Annotated in this window: 15 protein-coding genes; 7 read left to right on the forward strand and 8 right to left on the reverse strand. The window is 72.7% G+C overall.

Going from position 1 to position 16,404, the window contains the following annotated elements; all coding sequences use genetic code 11:
- Window positions 1–7: 7 nt before the first annotated feature.
- The 3 genes from ACFHWT_RS15180 to ACFHWT_RS15190 all read left to right on the forward strand — a co-directional run bounded on the left by ACFHWT_RS15180 (window position 8) and on the right by ACFHWT_RS15190 (window position 2,677).
- On the forward strand, window positions 8–1,030 hold the full coding sequence (locus tag ACFHWT_RS15180; RefSeq protein ID WP_416595248.1) for a LacI family DNA-binding transcriptional regulator: 1,023 nt from the start codon (window positions 8–10) through the stop codon (window positions 1,028–1,030).
- A 118-nt stretch (window positions 1,031–1,148) separates the two neighbouring features.
- On the forward strand, window positions 1,149–1,349 hold the full coding sequence (locus ACFHWT_RS15185; RefSeq protein ID WP_416595249.1) for a hypothetical protein: 201 nt from the start codon (window positions 1,149–1,151) through the stop codon (window positions 1,347–1,349).
- Between the two features lie 5 nt (window positions 1,350–1,354).
- Window positions 1,355–2,677: a cupin domain-containing protein gene (locus ACFHWT_RS15190; RefSeq protein WP_416595317.1), complete on the forward strand. Its 1,323-nt coding sequence runs from the start codon at window positions 1,355–1,357 to the stop codon at window positions 2,675–2,677.
- A 49-nt stretch (window positions 2,678–2,726) separates the two neighbouring features.
- Here the strand turns inward: ACFHWT_RS15190 and ACFHWT_RS15195 are convergent, their stop codons facing one another.
- The 5 genes from ACFHWT_RS15195 to ACFHWT_RS15215 form a co-directional block, all read right to left on the reverse strand.
- Entirely contained in the window at window positions 2,727–3,392 is a 666-nt protein-coding gene (locus ACFHWT_RS15195; protein WP_416595250.1) for a hypothetical protein, read from the reverse strand.
- A complete protein-coding gene (locus ACFHWT_RS15200; RefSeq protein WP_416595252.1) occupies window positions 3,392–6,073 on the reverse strand; it encodes an FtsK/SpoIIIE domain-containing protein in 2,682 nt (893 codons plus the stop codon). Before ACFHWT_RS15200 ends, ACFHWT_RS15195 begins: the two co-directional genes overlap by 1 nt.
- On the reverse strand, window positions 6,066–7,016 hold the full coding sequence (locus ACFHWT_RS15205) for a hypothetical protein (RefSeq protein ID WP_416595253.1): 951 nt from the start codon (window positions 7,014–7,016) through the stop codon (window positions 6,066–6,068). Before ACFHWT_RS15205 ends, ACFHWT_RS15200 begins: the two co-directional genes overlap by 8 nt.
- Window positions 7,017–7,022: 6 nt before the next feature.
- Complete coding sequence (locus ACFHWT_RS15210; RefSeq protein ID WP_278168988.1) at window positions 7,023–7,283, reverse strand: hypothetical protein; 261 nt, start codon at window positions 7,281–7,283, stop codon at window positions 7,023–7,025.
- A 182-nt stretch (window positions 7,284–7,465) separates the two neighbouring features.
- Complete coding sequence (locus ACFHWT_RS15215) at window positions 7,466–7,864, reverse strand: hypothetical protein (protein ID WP_416595254.1); 399 nt, start codon at window positions 7,862–7,864, stop codon at window positions 7,466–7,468.
- A gap of 196 nt (window positions 7,865–8,060) precedes the next feature.
- On the opposite strand from ACFHWT_RS15215, the gene ACFHWT_RS15220 reads away from it, so the two are divergent.
- The 3 genes from ACFHWT_RS15220 (at window position 8,061) to ACFHWT_RS15230 (ending at window position 11,255) form a co-directional block, all read left to right on the forward strand.
- A complete protein-coding gene (locus ACFHWT_RS15220; protein ID WP_416595255.1) occupies window positions 8,061–10,604 on the forward strand; it encodes an ATP-dependent Clp protease ATP-binding subunit in 2,544 nt (847 codons plus the stop codon).
- Window positions 10,605–10,677: 73 nt separating this feature from the next.
- Entirely contained in the window at window positions 10,678–10,869 is a 192-nt protein-coding gene (locus ACFHWT_RS15225) for a hypothetical protein (RefSeq protein WP_278168993.1), read from the forward strand.
- 23 nt (window positions 10,870–10,892) lie between these two features.
- Complete coding sequence (locus tag ACFHWT_RS15230; protein WP_416595256.1) at window positions 10,893–11,255, forward strand: DUF3140 domain-containing protein; 363 nt, start codon at window positions 10,893–10,895, stop codon at window positions 11,253–11,255.
- A gap of 134 nt (window positions 11,256–11,389) precedes the next feature.
- Here ACFHWT_RS15230 and ACFHWT_RS15235 read toward each other — a convergent pair whose 3' ends face one another.
- The 3 genes from ACFHWT_RS15235 to ACFHWT_RS15245 form a co-directional block, all read right to left on the reverse strand.
- Window positions 11,390–12,889, reverse strand: coding sequence for a S1 family peptidase (locus ACFHWT_RS15235; RefSeq protein ID WP_416595257.1), 1,500 nt, complete (start codon window positions 12,887–12,889; stop codon window positions 11,390–11,392).
- Between the two features lie 297 nt (window positions 12,890–13,186).
- Entirely contained in the window at window positions 13,187–14,173 is a 987-nt protein-coding gene (locus ACFHWT_RS15240) for a LysR family transcriptional regulator (protein WP_416595258.1), read from the reverse strand.
- Window positions 14,174–14,273: 100 nt separating this feature from the next.
- On the reverse strand, window positions 14,274–14,906 hold the full coding sequence (locus ACFHWT_RS15245; protein ID WP_416595259.1) for a hemerythrin domain-containing protein: 633 nt from the start codon (window positions 14,904–14,906) through the stop codon (window positions 14,274–14,276).
- Between the two features lie 174 nt (window positions 14,907–15,080).
- Between ACFHWT_RS15245 and ACFHWT_RS15250 the strand changes: the two genes are divergently transcribed.
- Window positions 15,081–16,403, forward strand: a complete 1,323-nt coding sequence (locus ACFHWT_RS15250) for a M20/M25/M40 family metallo-hydrolase (RefSeq protein WP_416595260.1) — start codon at window positions 15,081–15,083, stop codon at window positions 16,401–16,403.
- The last annotated feature ends 1 nt before the right edge of the window (window position 16,404 follow it).

Here is a 16,404-nt window from a genome sequence, read left to right on the forward strand (position 1 = left end):
TGCTGCCGTGACGGTCGATGAAGGACGCAGGATCACGATCACCGCGATCGCCCAGGAGGCCGGTGTCTCCGTGCCGACCGTGTCACGGGTGCTCAACGGTCGCAACGACGTCGCCCCGCAGACCCGTGAACGGGTCGAGGAGCTGCTACGTCGGCACGGCTACCGACGGCGGGCGACCCGGTCCCGCGCCGGTGCCAGCCTGATCGACCTGGTCTTCAACGACCTGGACAGCCCGTGGGCCGTGGAGATAATCCGCGGCGTGGAGGATGTCGCGCACGCCGCCGGGGTCGGTACCGTCGTCTCCGCCATCCACCGCCGGTCCGCGTCGACCCGGCAGTGGCTGCAGAACCTGCGTACCCGGGCCACCGACGGTGTCATCCTGGTCACCAGCGAACTTGCTCCGCCGTTGCACACCGAGTTGCGGCGGCTCAACGTACCGATGGTGCTGGTCGACCCGGCCGGCGTTCCGAGCCTGGACATCCCCACCATCGGGGCGACCAACTGGGCCGGCGGACTGCGGGCGACGGAACACCTCATCTCCCTGGGACACCGCAGGATCGGCTTCATCGCCGGTCCGCCCCGGCTGCTGTGCAGCCGGGCCCGGCTCGACGGGTACCGGGCCGCGCTGGAGGCGGCCGAAATCCCGCTGCGCCCCGAGTACGTTGCCCCCGGCGACTTCTACCATGAGTCCGGCTTCGCTGGCGCGGCCGCGTTGTTCGACCTCGACGAGCCACCCAGTGCGATCTTCGCGTCCAGCGATCAGATGGCCCTCGGCGCCTACGAAGCCCTGCGGCAACGCGGCCTGCGCGTCCCGGACGACGTCAGCGTGGTCGGCTTCGACGACCTACCCGAGGTGCAGTGGTCGTCGCCGCCGCTGACCACGGTGCGCCAGCCGCTGGCCGAGATGGGGCTGCTGGCGGCGCGGACGGTGCTGCGTCTGGCGCAGGGGGAACCGCTGGAGACGCCGCGGGTTGAGCTCGCCACCGAGCTGGTCGTACGGGACAGCTGCGCGCCGTACCAGGAGCTGTGATCCTCAGCCGGTCCGCATGCATGCGAGGTTAGTGACGATCCGCCCCGGGTACCACTCGCAGGCAGGACCGTGCCGGCGGGAAACCGGCGCGTGTCGACCGACCCGCAGGGGGGCAGCCATGACACTCGACGACGACGACATCCGTAGCACCGGGCCAGCAGCGGGCCACGGCCCCGCTGATGGTGGGGCGAATCCGGCTGGGCGTGACGGTGGCGCCGACGGTGGTGCCGGTCCGAAGGCGCAGGAGGGCCTGGCCGACGGTGGGGCGAATCCGGCCGGCCGTGACGGTGGCGCCGACGGTGGGGCGAACCGGCGTTGACCCAGCTGCCCACCGCGTCACGCGGTGCCGGCACCGGCGGTCCCGGACTTTCCGACCGGCCGCAGATCGCCACGTCACCGGGCTCGCCGGGCGGTGCGGACGCGTCCCGCCGCCCGGCGGCGTTGGCCCGGTGCGTTGCCGTGGATCCGGCGACCTTCGCGGATGTCTACTGGGGGCGTGAACCGCTACTGTCCCGCGCCGCCGACCTGGCCGGCCCCGCCGGATTCACCGACCTGCTCGACCGCCCCGCAGCCGACCGGCTGCTGAGCCAGCACGGCCTGCGTACCCCGTTCCTCCGGGTGGCCCGCGACGGCGAGGTGTTCGCGGAACCGACTTACACCGCCGGCGCCGGCGCCGGTGCCGAGATCGACGACCAGGTGCTCGACGAGCGGGTGTTGGGCCTGTACGCGGACGGCGCCACCCTGGTCCTGCAGGGCCTGCACCGGCTCTGGCCACCGATCATCTCGTTCGTCGGCGAGTTGTCCACCACGCTGGGCCAGCCGTTGCAGGCGAACGCCTACCTCACACCGGCCGGCAGCCGTGGATTCGCCACCCACTACGACACCCACGACGTGTTCGTCCTGCAGACCGAGGGCAGCAAGCGGTGGCGGGTGCACGAACCGGTACTGATCGATCCGCTGCCCCAGCAGACCTGGTCGGGCCGGGCCGACGAGGTGGCGGCCCGGTCCGAGGCCGCACCGGCGCTGGACGTCGTACTCAGCCCCGGTGACGCCCTCTACCTGCCCCGAGGCTGGCTGCATAGCGCCACCGCGCAGCAAGAGAGCTCGATCCACCTCACCGTCGGGGTCCGCGCGTTCACCCGCTACTCGCTGGTCGAGGCGCTGCTCGAGCTCGCCGTCACCGAGCCCCGGCTGCGCACGTCGCTGCCGTTCGGCGCCGACCCGGGCGGCCCGGCCGGGATCACCTCCGAGCTGACCGCGACAGTGGCGGTGCTGCGTGACTGGTTGGCCTCCGTCGAGCCGGACCAGGTCGCGGAGCGGATGCGCCGCCGGGCCTGGTCGGCGGTCCGCCCGGCCCCGCTGCCCCCACTGCAGCAGGCGGACCGGATCCGGACGCTGACCGTCGACGACGTCATCCGCCGCCGACCCGGGTTGCGCTGGCGGCTCACCTCGCAGTCGGACGACCGGGTCACCCTGCAGATCTTCGACCGTACGGTGAGTTTTCCGGCTGGGTGCGTTCCGGCCCTGCGGGCGGTGCTGGACACCGCCGGTGTCCGGGTCGGTGACCTGCCGGGGGTGGACACACCGGCCGACCAACTCGTGCTGGCCCGCCGTCTACTGCGCGAAGCGGTCGTGATCGCCGGCTGATCCACCGGAGCCGGGCGTCGTTCCGCCGGCTGATCCACGGCCGGGCGGGTCAGCCCAGCCCGGTCAGCAGGGCGGCGGTCGCCGCCAGGCCGGCGACCAGGACGATCGACACGGTACGCAGATCGAGCACCGCGTGCCGGCGGTCGGCCAGCGCCTTCGCCGGAACCAGCCCGAGCAGCGGACCGACCAGGGTGACGACGAGCGCGATCACTGGCATCCCGACCGCCAGGTCGCCGCCGTAGCGCTGGCCTGCCCACCGCGCGGCGGTGGACAGCCCGAACGCGGCGGCGGCACCGGCGGTGCCGAACAGCGCCAGCACCGGATACGTCGCTCGGGGCAGGGGACCCACGTCGTTGGACCGCTCGACCAGGGCACGGGCGGCCGCGAGCCAGTGGCCCGGATCGTCGTCGACGGCGGTACCGGGGGGCGGCGGCAGCGGTGCCGGAAGGCCACCGAGCCGCCCGGCCAGCGGACCGAACCGGTCGCCGACCTCGGTCCAGATGCCGGCGGCCGCCCGGTCGACGTCCGCCAACTCGCGGCTCGCCTGCTCGTGGAGCTGGTGCAGCTCCGCCAGGTCGGCCTCCACCTCGGCCACCGCGGCCTGGGCACCGTCGCACCGTTGCGCGTACCACTGCTGGGCTTCGTCCCGGCGGTTCTGCAGCGCGGCGGCGAGTTCGGCGAGTCGGCGCATCAGCTCGGGGTAGGAGGCGTCCATCAGGTCAGCCCGTACGGGATGATGACCTCAGCGCTGCGGTGCACCGTCCGGTCGAAGAACAGCGCCCGCCACGGCCGGGGATACCAGGCCGGCCCGCCGGCCCGGGGGTACAGCGGCGGTCCGAGGTCGGAGCCGTGCACGTCCAACGCCACCCAGGCGCCAATCTGGTCGGTCCGTGAGCCGACCCCGCCAAGGTCGTCGCGCATCCGGGCCACCCCGCGCCACCAGCCCAGCACGTGGGTGTGCCGCTCCGGCCCGAGGTGCAGCACCCGGCGGAGCCGGTCCAGGCCGGAGCGGCCAGCGAACTTCGCCGCCAGCCGTCCTGCGGCGGCGTCGACCGCGTACAGCATCAGGAAGTGCGGGCGGACCGGGCCGTCCAGCACGTCACCGGAGAGCCGGTCGGCGGTGTCCGCGAGCAGCCCACCGACGGTGTCCAGGTCATACAGGCCGGTACCGGCCGGCAACGCCGCGTGTAGCCGGTGGGCGGCCGCATCCGCGTCCGGGTCGAGACAGGCGATATCGAACCGCGCCGCCCCGGGCGGGTACTGCCGGGCCAGCGACCGGGCAGCGGCGTCGAGCAGGGCGCACGCCTCGTCCACCCGGGTCCCCAGTACCGCGAGATTGCGTCCGGGCGCTCGGGCCAGGCCGAGCCGGGCGGAGCGGGCCAGCACGTCGATCGTCTCGCCGAGCAACGCCACCGGTACGCGCGGTCCGTCGCTGTCGGCGACCAGCGCCTGGTAGTCCGGTGCCTCGGCCAGCCGGGGCACCACGTCGCCGTCGAACAGCCGCGGCGTGGGCAGGTCGGCGGACCGCCGTCGCCACAGCCGGTGTTGCAGCTCCTGCCAGGTGTCCCGGTCGCTGGCCGGCGGAACCCGGACGACCTGGTTGGCCTCCATCGCCCCGGACTCGGCGTTGACCACGGCGTGATGGCGGGGCAGTGACTCCGCTGCGGTGTTGGTCTCCGGCAGGACGCGGCGCGCCTTCGGCAGCGCGATCCGTAGTGCGAACTGGGCGATCAGTGCGGTACGCCCCCACAGCGCCTGGATACCGGAGACGTCCTGGGACGCCAGGATCAGATGGATGCCCTGTGACCGGCCCCGCCGGGCCAGGTCCTCCAGCAAGGTCGCGGCCTCAGTGGACAGCGCGTCGTTGCCGGCGAGCAGCACCTGGAACTCGTCGATCACCGCCACGATGCGCGGCCACCTGCCCTGCGGGTCCTCGGCGCGCAGCTCCGCCAGCTTCGTCACCTCGTGGCGTTTGGCGGCGTCGGCCCGCTGCCGCAGTTGCGCACCGAGGAAGTGCAGCATCGCCAGGCCGAACTCCCGGTCGGTGTTGACGTTCACCCCGACCAACCGGACATGCGGCAGGAAGCTGGGGTCCCGTCGGCCCGGCGCGAACCGGGCAAAGGACACCCCCTCCTTGAAGTCAAGCAGGTAGAACTCCAGCTCGGTCGGGGAGTAGCGGGCGGCCAGAGCGCCGATCCAGGCGTAGATCAGGTTGGTCTTACCGGTGCCGGATGGCCCACCGATCAGCGCGTGCGGCGGATAGTCGCTCAGCGTCACCGTAACAGGCCGACCCTGTGGGCTGTCGCCGACCGGCGCGGTCAGCCCGGCGGTGGCGTCCTCGGTCCATTCCTGTTCGGGCAGCAGATCGCTGAATACCGCCGGGACCGGGCCGGCGGCGACCGCGGCGGCGATCTCCCGGCAGGTACGGGTGACCAGCTCGTCCGGCGGTGGCGGGTCGATCCGCACGGGTAGCTGCGGATAGCCGCTGACTCGGGCCGTGCCGCCGGAGACCGACACGGTGGTCACCGTGGGCGCGGCGCTGAGCCCGACACTGCGGACGATCAGATGGACGCCGCAAGCGGCGCCGGCGCGGGTGATCCGGTCCAGCTGAGCCCGTTCGTGCCGGGACAGCTCCTCGCCGGGCCCGCCGAGCAGGACGGCGATCCGCCACGGCTCGGGCCGTCGGCCGGTGGCCGTGGCCAGTTCGCTCAGCGATCGGAACTCTCCGGCCAGCACCGTCTCGTTGATCCGGCGGATGTGGTCGACCAGTTCGTCCAGGTGCCGGCTCAGCCCACCGGGGCCGGCGAAGGTGAGCAGGCCGGGTCCGGCCAGCGGGGCGAAACCGGCGAGGCCGCCACCGAGCTGTTCCGGGTCGTAGCCGGTCAGCCGGACGGTGCCGGGCGCGGTACGGCCGAGGATCCGCAGCAGCAGCGCGGACAGCACGGCGTCACACCCCGCTCGGTCGGCGCCGTCCAGCGCCACGTGGCCGTGGTCCAGGACCGCGACGAGCGCGGGTACGGCAGGACCTCCGGCCAGCCCGGTCAGGCCGATCCGGGCAGCTCCTGGCGCTTCGGCGCGGGTCGCCGGAGCAGGATGCCACCGGGCCCAGTCGGCGGCGGCGGCGCCCGGTGCCGCCTGGTCCACCGCCGCGACGGCTCGCCGGGTGGTCACCGCTATCTGGTCGCGGTACTGCTCGGTGAGGTCGGCGAGCCGGCGGTCGCGGTGCACCGCGGCTCGGTGCGGCACCTGCTCGGCTGCCCGGCGTACCCGTTTGAGCTGCTGTTCCGCCGCGGCGAGGTCCTGTTCGACGTCGTCGAGTCGGCTGCGGGCCGCCGCCCGGGCATGACCGAGCGCCCGGCGGACCGCGGCTACCAGCTCGGCCCGCGCGTCAGGCATCGCGCCCCCGCAGTGGTCGGGGCTGCTCCGGGCGTAGCGTCTGCGGCTCGCGGTCGAGCAGCCGCAGCAGTACGCCGGTGAGTACCGCGCCGACGACCGCCGAGTCGGCCGGGTGCGGCGGAGCCGGGGACTGCCCCACCGGGTCACCGTCGGCCCGGTGCCCGTCGTCGCGCCGCTCGTCGGCCGGCACCCGGCAGATCCGGGCGAGCAGGGTCTGCAGCACCGGATCCGGCATGCCGGGGAGCAGCTCGCGTACCCGTCGGGTGGTGGCGGAGTCGAGCTGACGCAGGTCCTCGGCCTGCGGCTCGTGGTCCAGCAGGTCCCCGGCGAGGCGGTGCAGCAGCGGTGGGGTGACCGCGGCGAGATTCAGCCCGGTCGGCGCGGCCACCGCGGCGAGGTCGCGGTGCAGTCCGCCCCGGTCCTCCCGGCGGACCGCCGTCGCGACCCTGCGCAGCAGCTCGGCGGTGTCGGTGGCGGCGTCCGGTCCGGGCGGGGCGATCGCGGCGCCCGGACCTGGCCCGACCCCGGACTCCTGGTCGGTCAACTCCGCGACCCGGGCAGCCCACCAGTTGCCGAGCTCGGGCGCGGCGGTCGCGCCCGCCCGCCCGGTGCCGCCCGGTGCCGCCGTCGGCTCCCGGTCGCCGTCCAGCGCGGCCCGCCACCCGCCGTCGCCGCCCGGCGCCGGGCCGGCGCCGAAGCCGATCGCCGCCAGGTAGTCGTCCACTGACTGCGCAGCCACCCGCATCGCGTGGCCGGCCTGCTCCGCGTGTTCGGTCGCGCCGGTGAGCTGCGGCACCGCCAGCGGGTCCGCCGACTCCTGGCGGACCCAGATGAGCAGCTCGGTCGCGGCGCGCAGCCGCTGCACCGCGACCGCGAGCTGGCCCACCGGCAGGTCGTCGGTGGCCGCCCGGACCCGGGCGGCGAGATTTTCAGCGAGGGACATCGGTGACTACAGCGTCGCGGAGTACGTCTGCGCCTGTTCGACGGCGGCGAGCGTGGCGGCGAGGCACTCCTCGAGCTCGGAGCTGGCCTGGAACAGGGCGGCCTGGGCCGCTCCGACCGCCTCGTGACCGCTGCCCTCGAAGGCCGCCGCCAGGCTCTGCTGCGCCTCGGCGATCTTCTCGCTGGCGGCCTGGACGGCAGCCTGGCCCTCCGACACCTGCATGATCGCGGCTTCGATGGCGGACTTGACCTCGGCGACACTCGCCACGGGCGAAACCTCCTCAAGGGGCTGGAAGGCTCTATTAGAGCTTACCGCTGGTGGGTGATTGCTGCCCGGCTGTCCGGTCCCGTAGCTGGGCTGGTCCCCAACGACCGTCCAGCCGCCGGCGTTCACCTGGTGTGAGCTGGGCGATTGCCGGTGGCGGATCAGGTATTCAGACTGAATACCGGTCAGAAGTCGGACACCGGATCGGTCAGCTGTCTGGTCAGCCATCGGGGCCCGTGGATCTGCGCGCCCACTTCGGTGACCCGGTCCCGCAACCGGCGGTCGGCCGTGACGACCACCACTCGCCGGTCCGGTCCGCCCTCGGCGGCGATCTCGACGATCAGATCGTCTCCCGACCCGGGAGCCGCGCCGATCCGTACCCCCTCGGCCGGCGGCAGGCCGCGGGCCGCCCCCTCGACCACCAGGACCATCTCCAGCGGGCCGGTCAGCTCGGGCAGTCCCCGGTCGGCGACGCCGACCAGTTGATCGCGCAGCCGGGCGGCTGCCGCCATCCGGTCGCGCCACCAGCCGTCGGGTCGGGAGCCGACCACGTTCGCGCCGTCCACGATCAGCAGGGTCCGCATCCGGCCAAGCCTGCCAGCATGCGCGGCCGTGGACCCGGCCGACCGCGACTGTCCCGACCCACGCGCCGGTACCTCGACGGCGTGCGGGGTGGTTCCGGACGTCGCTCGTCGACCGGGACGTTTGGCCCGGGGCGGCCCGGGTAGCCGCAGTCCGGTTCATTCAGCCGGCGGGGCGAAACGGCGAGGGGGCGCGCAGATGAGTGACGGACCGTACGGCCCGGGAGGGCTCGGCACCGATCCCTGGGAGGACCTGCTGGCCCGGTTCCTCACCGGCGGCGAGCCCCGGTTGCCGGTGCACCGGGTCGACATCACCCGGCTGATGAGCGGCGACGCCCGTGACCTGCTCACCGCCGCCGCCCGCCGGGCGGCCCAGGCCGGCACCAGCGACCTGGACACCGATCACCTGCTCTGGGCGGCGTTGCAGCGTCAACCGCTGCGGGAGCTGGTCCGCCGGGCCGGGGCCGACCCGAACGGGCTGCTCGCCGAGCTGGGCGGACCGGCGGCCGGCCGGGGCGAGGTGCCGGCCAACCTCTCGCTTACCCCGGCGGCGAAACGTGCCCTGCTGGACGCGCACCAGCTCTCCCGGGCCACCGGCGCGACCTACATCGGACCCGAGCACGTGCTGATGGCGCTGGCGGTCAATCCGGAGTCGGCCGCCGGGCGGATGCTCGCGGCCGGCCACGTCGAACCCAGGTCGCTGCAGAACGCCAGCGCGGAGCGCGGCGGTGCGGCCAAGCCGCGGACGTCCCGCGGGACCCCGACCCTCGACCAGTACGGGCAGGACCTGACCGAGCTCGCCGCCCAGGGCGCGATCGACCCGGTCGTCGGCCGGGGCGAGGAGATCGAGCAGGCGGTGGAGATCCTGTCCCGGCGGACCAAGAACAACCCGGTGCTGATCGGGGAGGCCGGGGTCGGCAAGACCGCGATCGTGGAAGGACTGGCGCAGCGCATCGTCGACGGGGACGTACCACAGACGCTGATCGGCAAGCGGGTGGTGCAGCTGGACCTCGCCGGGCTGGTCGCCGGTACCCGGTACCGCGGCGACTTCGAGGAACGGCTGAAGAAGGTCATCGACGAGATCCGTAGCCACGGCGACGACCTCGTCGTCTTCCTTGACGAGCTGCACACCCTGGTCGGGGCGGGCGGCGGCGGCACCGAAGGGTCGATGGACGCCAGCAACATGCTGAAACCTGCGTTGTCCCGAGGCCAGCTGCGGGTGGTCGGCGCGACTACTTTGGACGAGTACCGGCGCAACATCGAGAAGGATGCCGCGTTGGCCCGGCGGTTCCAGCCGATCCTGGTGCCCGAGCCGACCGTGGCGGACACCATCGCGATCCTGCACGGTCTGCGGGACCGCTACGAGGCGCATCACCAGGTGCGGTTCACCGACGACGCGTTGCTGTCGGCGGCGGAACTCGCCGACCGCTACATCAGCGACCGGTTCCTGCCGGACAAGGCGATCGACCTGATCGACCAGGCAGGGGCCCGGGTCCGGCTGCGCACCCGCACGCCGGCCGCCGACGTGCGCGACCTGGAACGCCAGCTCGAGCAGTTGCTCCGCGACAAGGCCCAGGCGGTCGCCGACGAACAGTACGAACGGGCGTCCGGTCTGCGGGACCAGCTGACGCAGGTGCAACAGCGGATCGAGACGGCCCGTAGCCCGGACAACGCCGGGGTGCCCCAGGTCAGCATCGAAGAGATCGCCGAGGTGGTCTCCCGGGCCACCGGCATCCCGGTCAGTCAGCTCACCGAGGAGGAACGGGACCGGCTGCTACGGCTGGAGGGCGAACTGCACCAACGGGTGGTCGGCCAGGACGACGCGGTCACCGCGGTCGCCGAGGCGGTCCGGCGCTCGCGGGCCGGGCTGGGGGATCCGGACCGGCCGGTCGGCAGTTTCCTGTTCCTCGGACCCACCGGCGTCGGCAAGACGGAGCTGGCCCGGGCCCTCGCGGCGGCCCTGTTCGGTGACGCCGACCGGATGGTCCGACTCGACATGAGCGAATTCCAGGAACGGCACACGGTCAGTCGGCTGGTCGGGGCACCGCCCGGGTACGTCGGCTACGAGGAGGCGGGCCAGCTGACCGAGGCAATTCGCCGACGACCGTACGCGGTGGTGCTGCTCGATGAGATCGAGAAGGCGCACGCCGACGTGTTCAACGTCCTGCTGCAGCTGATCGACGACGGCCGGCTCACCGACAGTCAGGGCCGGACGGTCAACTTCCGCAACGTGGTTCTGATCATGACGAGCAACCTCGGCTCGGAGCTGATCACCGGCGGCGGCCGCAGTGTCGGCTTCGGTGGGGCGGACGGCGACAGCCCTGACGACGACCTGCGCGAGCGCCTGCTGCGCCGGCTACAGGAGGACTTCCGTCCGGAGTTCCTCAACCGGATCGACGAGATCATCATCTTCCGGCAACTGGCCCCGCAGCAGCTGCGCCAGATCACCGACCTGCTGCTGGAGGAGACCCGCCGACGGCTGCACGCCCAGGACATCGCGGTGGAGGTCACCGACGCGGCGGCCGACTGGATAGCCGAAGCCGGATACCAGCCGGAGTTCGGCGCGCGGCCGATGCGTCGCACGATCCAGCGGGAGGTCGACAACCAACTGTCCCGGTTGCTGCTCGACGGCACGTTGTCGGCGGGGCAACGGGTCACCGTCGACGCGCGCGACGGTGGTCTGCGGTTCGACGTCGACAGCGCGGCCGACCGTGATCCGGCGCCGGCCGGCACCGGCTGGTGAACCCGCCGGGCGGGTGCCGATCCGACCGAGGCCGGGTCACCAGCCGCCCGGCGGACGAACGGAGGAGACGACGATGAGTCAACCTGAGGAACAGCGTGAGAAGTCCGCGAAGACCGACGAGGTGCTGGCCCGCAACAGCCCGCTCGACACCGGGACCGGACCCGGCGCCGTCCTGGCGGACACCGATGTGCGCCCGGAACCGGCCGGCACGCAGACCCGGGCCGACTCCGACGATCCGGTGAGCAGCACCGAGCCCCCCGACTGACCGTCGTAGTGAGGAGGTTGTCGATGGCGGCGCACCGTCGTACCGACACCGGCACTGACCAGTTGTGGAACGAGTTCCACGCGTACGTGAACGTCAGCTCGGAACAGCTGCGTGACTGGCTGCTGACCGAGGCGTCCGGCGAACGGGCGTTCGTCGGCTCCGGCGTCGACCTGCCGCAGCCCGGTGGTGCCGTGCTCGCGGTGCTGGGCAAACGGCGGGTGGATCTGACCGAACCGGACCGGCAGGTGATGGCACGGGTCGTCGAGGAGATCCGGGACCTGCTCGCCCGCCGCCCGCCGGCGGGCGCGGCGGACGACCGGTGGCGGCGGGCGCTGCTGGACCTGGGGCACGATCCGCTGCGGGTCGACGCGGACACGGCCGGCTGACCGGTCACCACCTGCACCGCCGGAGGACGACACGACACGTCCGACGGCGGGTACCGGGAACGGTACCCGCCGTCGGGGCGTGGTGCTGCCGGTTCGGTCTCCCTGCCCGACCGGCCCGGCCGGGAGCCGAACGGCTACGGTCGGGTGATGCCGAGCGAGTAGCTGCCCGAACCGCTGTACGCGTGGACCACGTACCGGTAGTAGCCGGCGGAGCCGCTGTAGGTCAGCGTCTCGTCCGGGCCAGGGCTGGTGCCGCTGGCCACGCTCACCCACCCGCTGCCGATCCACCGCTGCAGGTAGACGTCGAAGTCACGGCTGGTCGGGCCGTCCAGGCAGGCCCGGTGGGTGCCGGAGCCGGCGGTGAAGTAGCTGCCGTTGGGCTGGATCTGGGTGCCGCCGGAGGAGAGCGACCCGGTGTAGGTGTTCTGGTACCCGCTGCAGGTACCGCCGCCCGGCGGCGGGGTGGTCGGCGGCGGGTTGCCACCACCGCTGGTGCGCAGCGTCAGGCCGTACACCGAGAGGATCTCGTTGACCGGCTGGAAGTAGGTGGTGCCGCCGACGGAGCAGTTGCCCGAACCGCCGGAGGTGACACCCTGGGCCTGCTGGCCGGAGAGCCACGACCCACCGGAGTCACCGGGCTCGGCGCAGGCGCTGGTCCGGGTCAGGCCGGACACCCGACCCTGCGGGTAGTTCACCGTCGAGTTCTTGGCCTGGATGGTGCCGCAGCGCCAGCCGGTGGTGGATCCGGACCGGCAGACCGACGCGCCGACCGCGGCCTCGGCCGAGCCGGCGACCGTGACGTTGCCGCCGCTGTAGTTGTTCACCCACGGCTGCGGCGTCCAGTTCGAATTGGTCTGCACCCAGGCGTAGTCGTTGCCGGGGAACGACGACCCGCGGAAGGTGCCCTGGGACACCTGGTTGTAGCCCTGGGTGGCGGTGCCCACACTGCCGCAGTGCCCGGCGGTGACGAACCCGCCGGTCACCGAGAAGCCGACCGAGCAGCGGCCGCCCATGTAGTAGGCGTCGCCGCCCCGGACGTCGTACAGGGTGGTCGGGGTCTCATCGGTAGGCACGACCCGTACCGCGTCCGCTGCGGCACCGCTGCCGGCGACGAAGCTCTCGGCGACCGAGGCATCGCCGCGGGCCAGCACCACCACGGTGTTGGTGGCCACGTCGACGTACCATCCCGCGACGGCGGTCGCCGGCGCCTTCGCCGCAGTGCGGTCGAGCTTGGCCTTGACCCGGTCGAGTTCGGCCGCGCTGCGGTCGACCAGCTTGGCCTTCGCGCCGGCTGCGGTCACCGCGGCGGCCTGGGCCGGGTCGGTGACCGCCACGGTCAGCGTGCCGCCGTCGGGGGACAGCCACGCCCCACCGAAGTCGGTGCCAAGCGTGGCGCGCAGCATCGCTTCCTTCTTGTTGGCGCTGGCCTCCTTGGCGATCCGGGTCCGCGCCTGGTCCGCGGTCAGGCCCAGGTCGCGCTGCATTGCGGCAAGCATCTCGGGTGCGGCCGCGTCGGCGGCCGGACCGGTGGCCGGACCGGCGCTGGGTGCTGCCATGGCGGGCATCGCGGCCAGACCGGCCGCGCCCAGTGGCAGTACAGCGGCCGCGGTGGCCGCGATCAGTACTCGTCTCATCTGCTCCCCTGACGATTGAACGGGAAGTGACTCCGGTGGGCGGCCAGGGATCGCCTGGCGGAGCCGGCCGGAGGCACGTGGCACCCCGACGTTTCCGATGCCGACGGATCGAGGCCCGCACGGTCCGCCGGTCGTGGTGTGCCGTCGGGACCCGGATGTCGGTGTTCGAAGTGACGTCGAGTTGCCGTCAATTTAATGGCGGTCTATGTCAGTAGGCAGATACCAGCTGGCTCATACCGTCACAGCGATCGGTCGGGGCGGAGCGGGGCCGGTCGAGGCGGGTGCCGGTCAGCCCGGTCAGCCGTCCGCGACCGGGATCCCGGCCAGGCTCTGCGCCCCGAAGCCGGGGTTGTCGGCGAGCCAACCGAGATACTGCGGGTTGCGTGCCAGCGAGTCGGTGTACGCCGTGGTGGCGTGGGTGAAAACCCGGTCGGCGAGGGCAGCGGCGGTCGCGTCCGGGTGCCAGCCCAGCAGCAGCCGCCACCGCAGCGGCGCGCCGGCCAGCGGTCGGGTCACCAGCCCACTGATCGGCCGGAACGTCGCCTGGCACAGGGCGATCGCCTCGCCGGACTCGACCAGATCGACGCAGCCGCGGATGTCGGTCTCGTACATCTTGCGGGGAGTGAACCCGGACCGGGCGCAGGCGGCGGCGAAGCAGTCGCCGAAGCATCCGTCGCCGGGCGCGGCGACCCACTGCTCGTCGGCGAGCATGCCGAGCTCGATCTCCTGGCGGTGCGCCAGCGGGTGGGACTCCGGCAACAGGACGAAGATCGCATCGACGGCGACCGCCCGCCACGCCAGTCCGAACTCAGCCGACGGGGTGGCGTCGCCGCACACCCCGGTGAGTGCGTAGTCGAGTCGGCCGCTGAGCACCATCTGGGCGAGCTCGTCGACGTACCAGGAGGCGTAGGTGCTGATCTGCGCCTGCGGCTGGTCGGCGGCGAGCCGGTGCACCAGGCCACCCAGGATCGGGCTGTTGACCCCGCCGAGCCGGAACCTGCTCATCACGCTGCCCGTGCCGGCCAGCCGGGCCGCTTCGTCCTGCAGCCCTTTCATCGCCGGCAGCAGCACCCGGGCCCGGGCCAGGACCAGTTCGCCCAGCGCGGTCGGCCGGGCGCCCCGCCGGTCGCGCTCGAACAGCGGCCCACCGAGGGTCCGTTCGATCCGTTGCAGTTGCGCGGTGAGCGCGGGCTGCGCCAACCCCAACATGGAGGCCGCTTTGGTGACGCTTCCCGTCTCCGCGATGGCGCAGACCACCCGCAGGTGCCGCAGCTCCAGGTTCATAACGTGACGGTAGGACCAGAACGGGATCGACGGGAAGACCTTCGATGCGGGAAACGTTCTCCGACATCAATATGAAACAGAACTGAACGGATATTCCGGACTAGCCGTCGCGATCGACCGGCGTCGCCGTCAGATCCTCGGGATAGGTAGTACGGCCGGACAGCAGATCCCAGGTCTTGTCCAGCACCCCCAGCGCCGGGTCCACCACCCGGTTCCACGGCGGCCGCAGTGGGGCGTCGGGATGCGGCCGGGTCGGGGCGGCCTCCTCGGCTGTCTCCGCGCGGTTGCCCAGCCGGACGAGCTCCTCGTCGGTCGCCGCCGCCCGTAGCCCCGGCAGCAGCTCCTGCTCGACGACCGTACGGTGGCGCCGCCAGGCGGCGGCGATCCTGGCCGGTGTCCCGACCACCGCCGCGTCGGATGAGCTGAGCACGTCCCGCAGCGGGCGGTCCGTCGCGATGCCCCGGTCGGCCAGCGCGCCTCCGTCGGGCAGGGCGGCCCGGACGGCCGGGTACAGGTACTGCTCCTCGGCCGACAGATGCCGGCTCACCACGGCGACCAGCACGTCCGCGATCTGGCGCCGTCGGTCCGGGTCGGCCGCCGCGTCGAGCTGCTCGCAGAGCTGCTCGACGCGGCGGTGCTCCTCGACGAGCAGCGTGGTGAGCCGTGGTCCACCCGGGTCGTGCGGCAGGTGGTCGTCGCCGAGTTCGGGGATGGGGGGAAGGCCTACCGACACGATCGTCTCCTTCGGTGGCGGGCCGCAGACGTCGTCACCCGGCCGCGGTGGCCGGCAACCGTGCGGGTTCCGGCCCGGCGAACGCGGCGGTACCCACCACGCCGTCGTCCGAAACCGTGGGGCGTGTCGCGGCAGGGCTGGGGCAGCGGCCGGACGGCTGGTAAGAAGAACCGCATGACTGCACCCTCCCCGCCGCCGGCGCCGACCGAAGAGGTCGTGCGGATCTGCCGCGACCTGCTGCGGATCGACACCACCAACACCGGTGACCCGCTGACCAGCGTCGGTGAACGGGTCGCCGCGGAGTACGTCGCCGACCAGCTCGCCGAGGTCGGCGTCACCAGCACCATCGTCGAGTCCGCACCCGGCCGGGCCAGCCTGGTTGCCCGCATCTCCGGTACCGACCCGTCCCGCGGGGCGCTGCTCGTGCACGGCCACCTCGACGTGGTCCCGGCCGACGCCTCCGAATGGTCGGTCCCGCCGTTCGCCGGCGAGTTGCGCGACGGCTACCTGTGGGGTCGTGGGGCGATTGACATGAAGGACTTCGACGCGATGGTGCTCGCCGTGGTCCGTGACTGGCAGCGCAGCGGGACCCGGCCACCGCGCGACATCGTGCTGGCCTTCACCGCCGACGAGGAGGCCGGCGGCCGGTACGGCGCCCACCACCTGGTGCAGCGGCACCCCGGGCTGTTCGACGGTTGCACCGAGGCGATCGGCGAGGTCGGCGGCTTCTCCTACACGGTGAGTGACGACCTGCGGCTGTATCTGATCGAGACGGCGGAGAAGGGCATCAACTGGCTGCGGCTGCACACCCGGGGCCGTCCCGGACACGGCTCGATGATGCACGACGACAACGCGGTGACGGCGTTGTGCGAGGCGGTGGCGAGGCTTGGCCGACACCGTTTCCCGATCGTCGTCACCCCGACCGTGCGGGACTTCCTGGCCGAGGTCTCCGACCTGCTCGGCATCGAGTTCGACCCGGACGACCCGGAGTCGACGATCGCCAAGCTGGGGCCGATCGCGAACATCATCGGTGCCACGGTCCGTAACACCGCCAATCCGACCCGGCTGGACGCCGGATACAAGGAGAACGTCATCCCCGGTCGAGCCAGTGCCACCATCGACTGCCGGGTGCTGCCCGGCCAGGAGACCCAGTTTCTGGCCGAGCTCCGCCAGCTGATCGGCCCGGACGTGGAGATCGAACACGTCGAGCGGCAGCCGGCGATCGAGACGACCTTCGACGGTGCGCTGGTCGACGCGATGGCCGCCGCGCTGCGCCACGCTGACCCGGGTGCCCGGACCGTGCCGTACATGCTCTCCGGCGGCACCGACGCCAAGGCGTTCCGCCAACTCGGCATCCGATGCTTCGGGTTTACCCCACTGCGGCTGCCGGCGGAGTTGAACTTCTCTGCGCTGTTCCATGGCATCGACGAGCGGGTCCCGGTCGAGGGGCTACAGTTCGGCGTGCATGTGCTCGACCGCTTCCTGCGCCAGAGCTGAC

The sequence above is a fragment of the Micromonospora sp. LOL_021 genome (assembly GCF_048060215.1).
In the GTDB taxonomy this organism is placed as follows: Bacteria; Actinomycetota; Actinomycetes; order Mycobacteriales; family Micromonosporaceae; genus Micromonospora_E.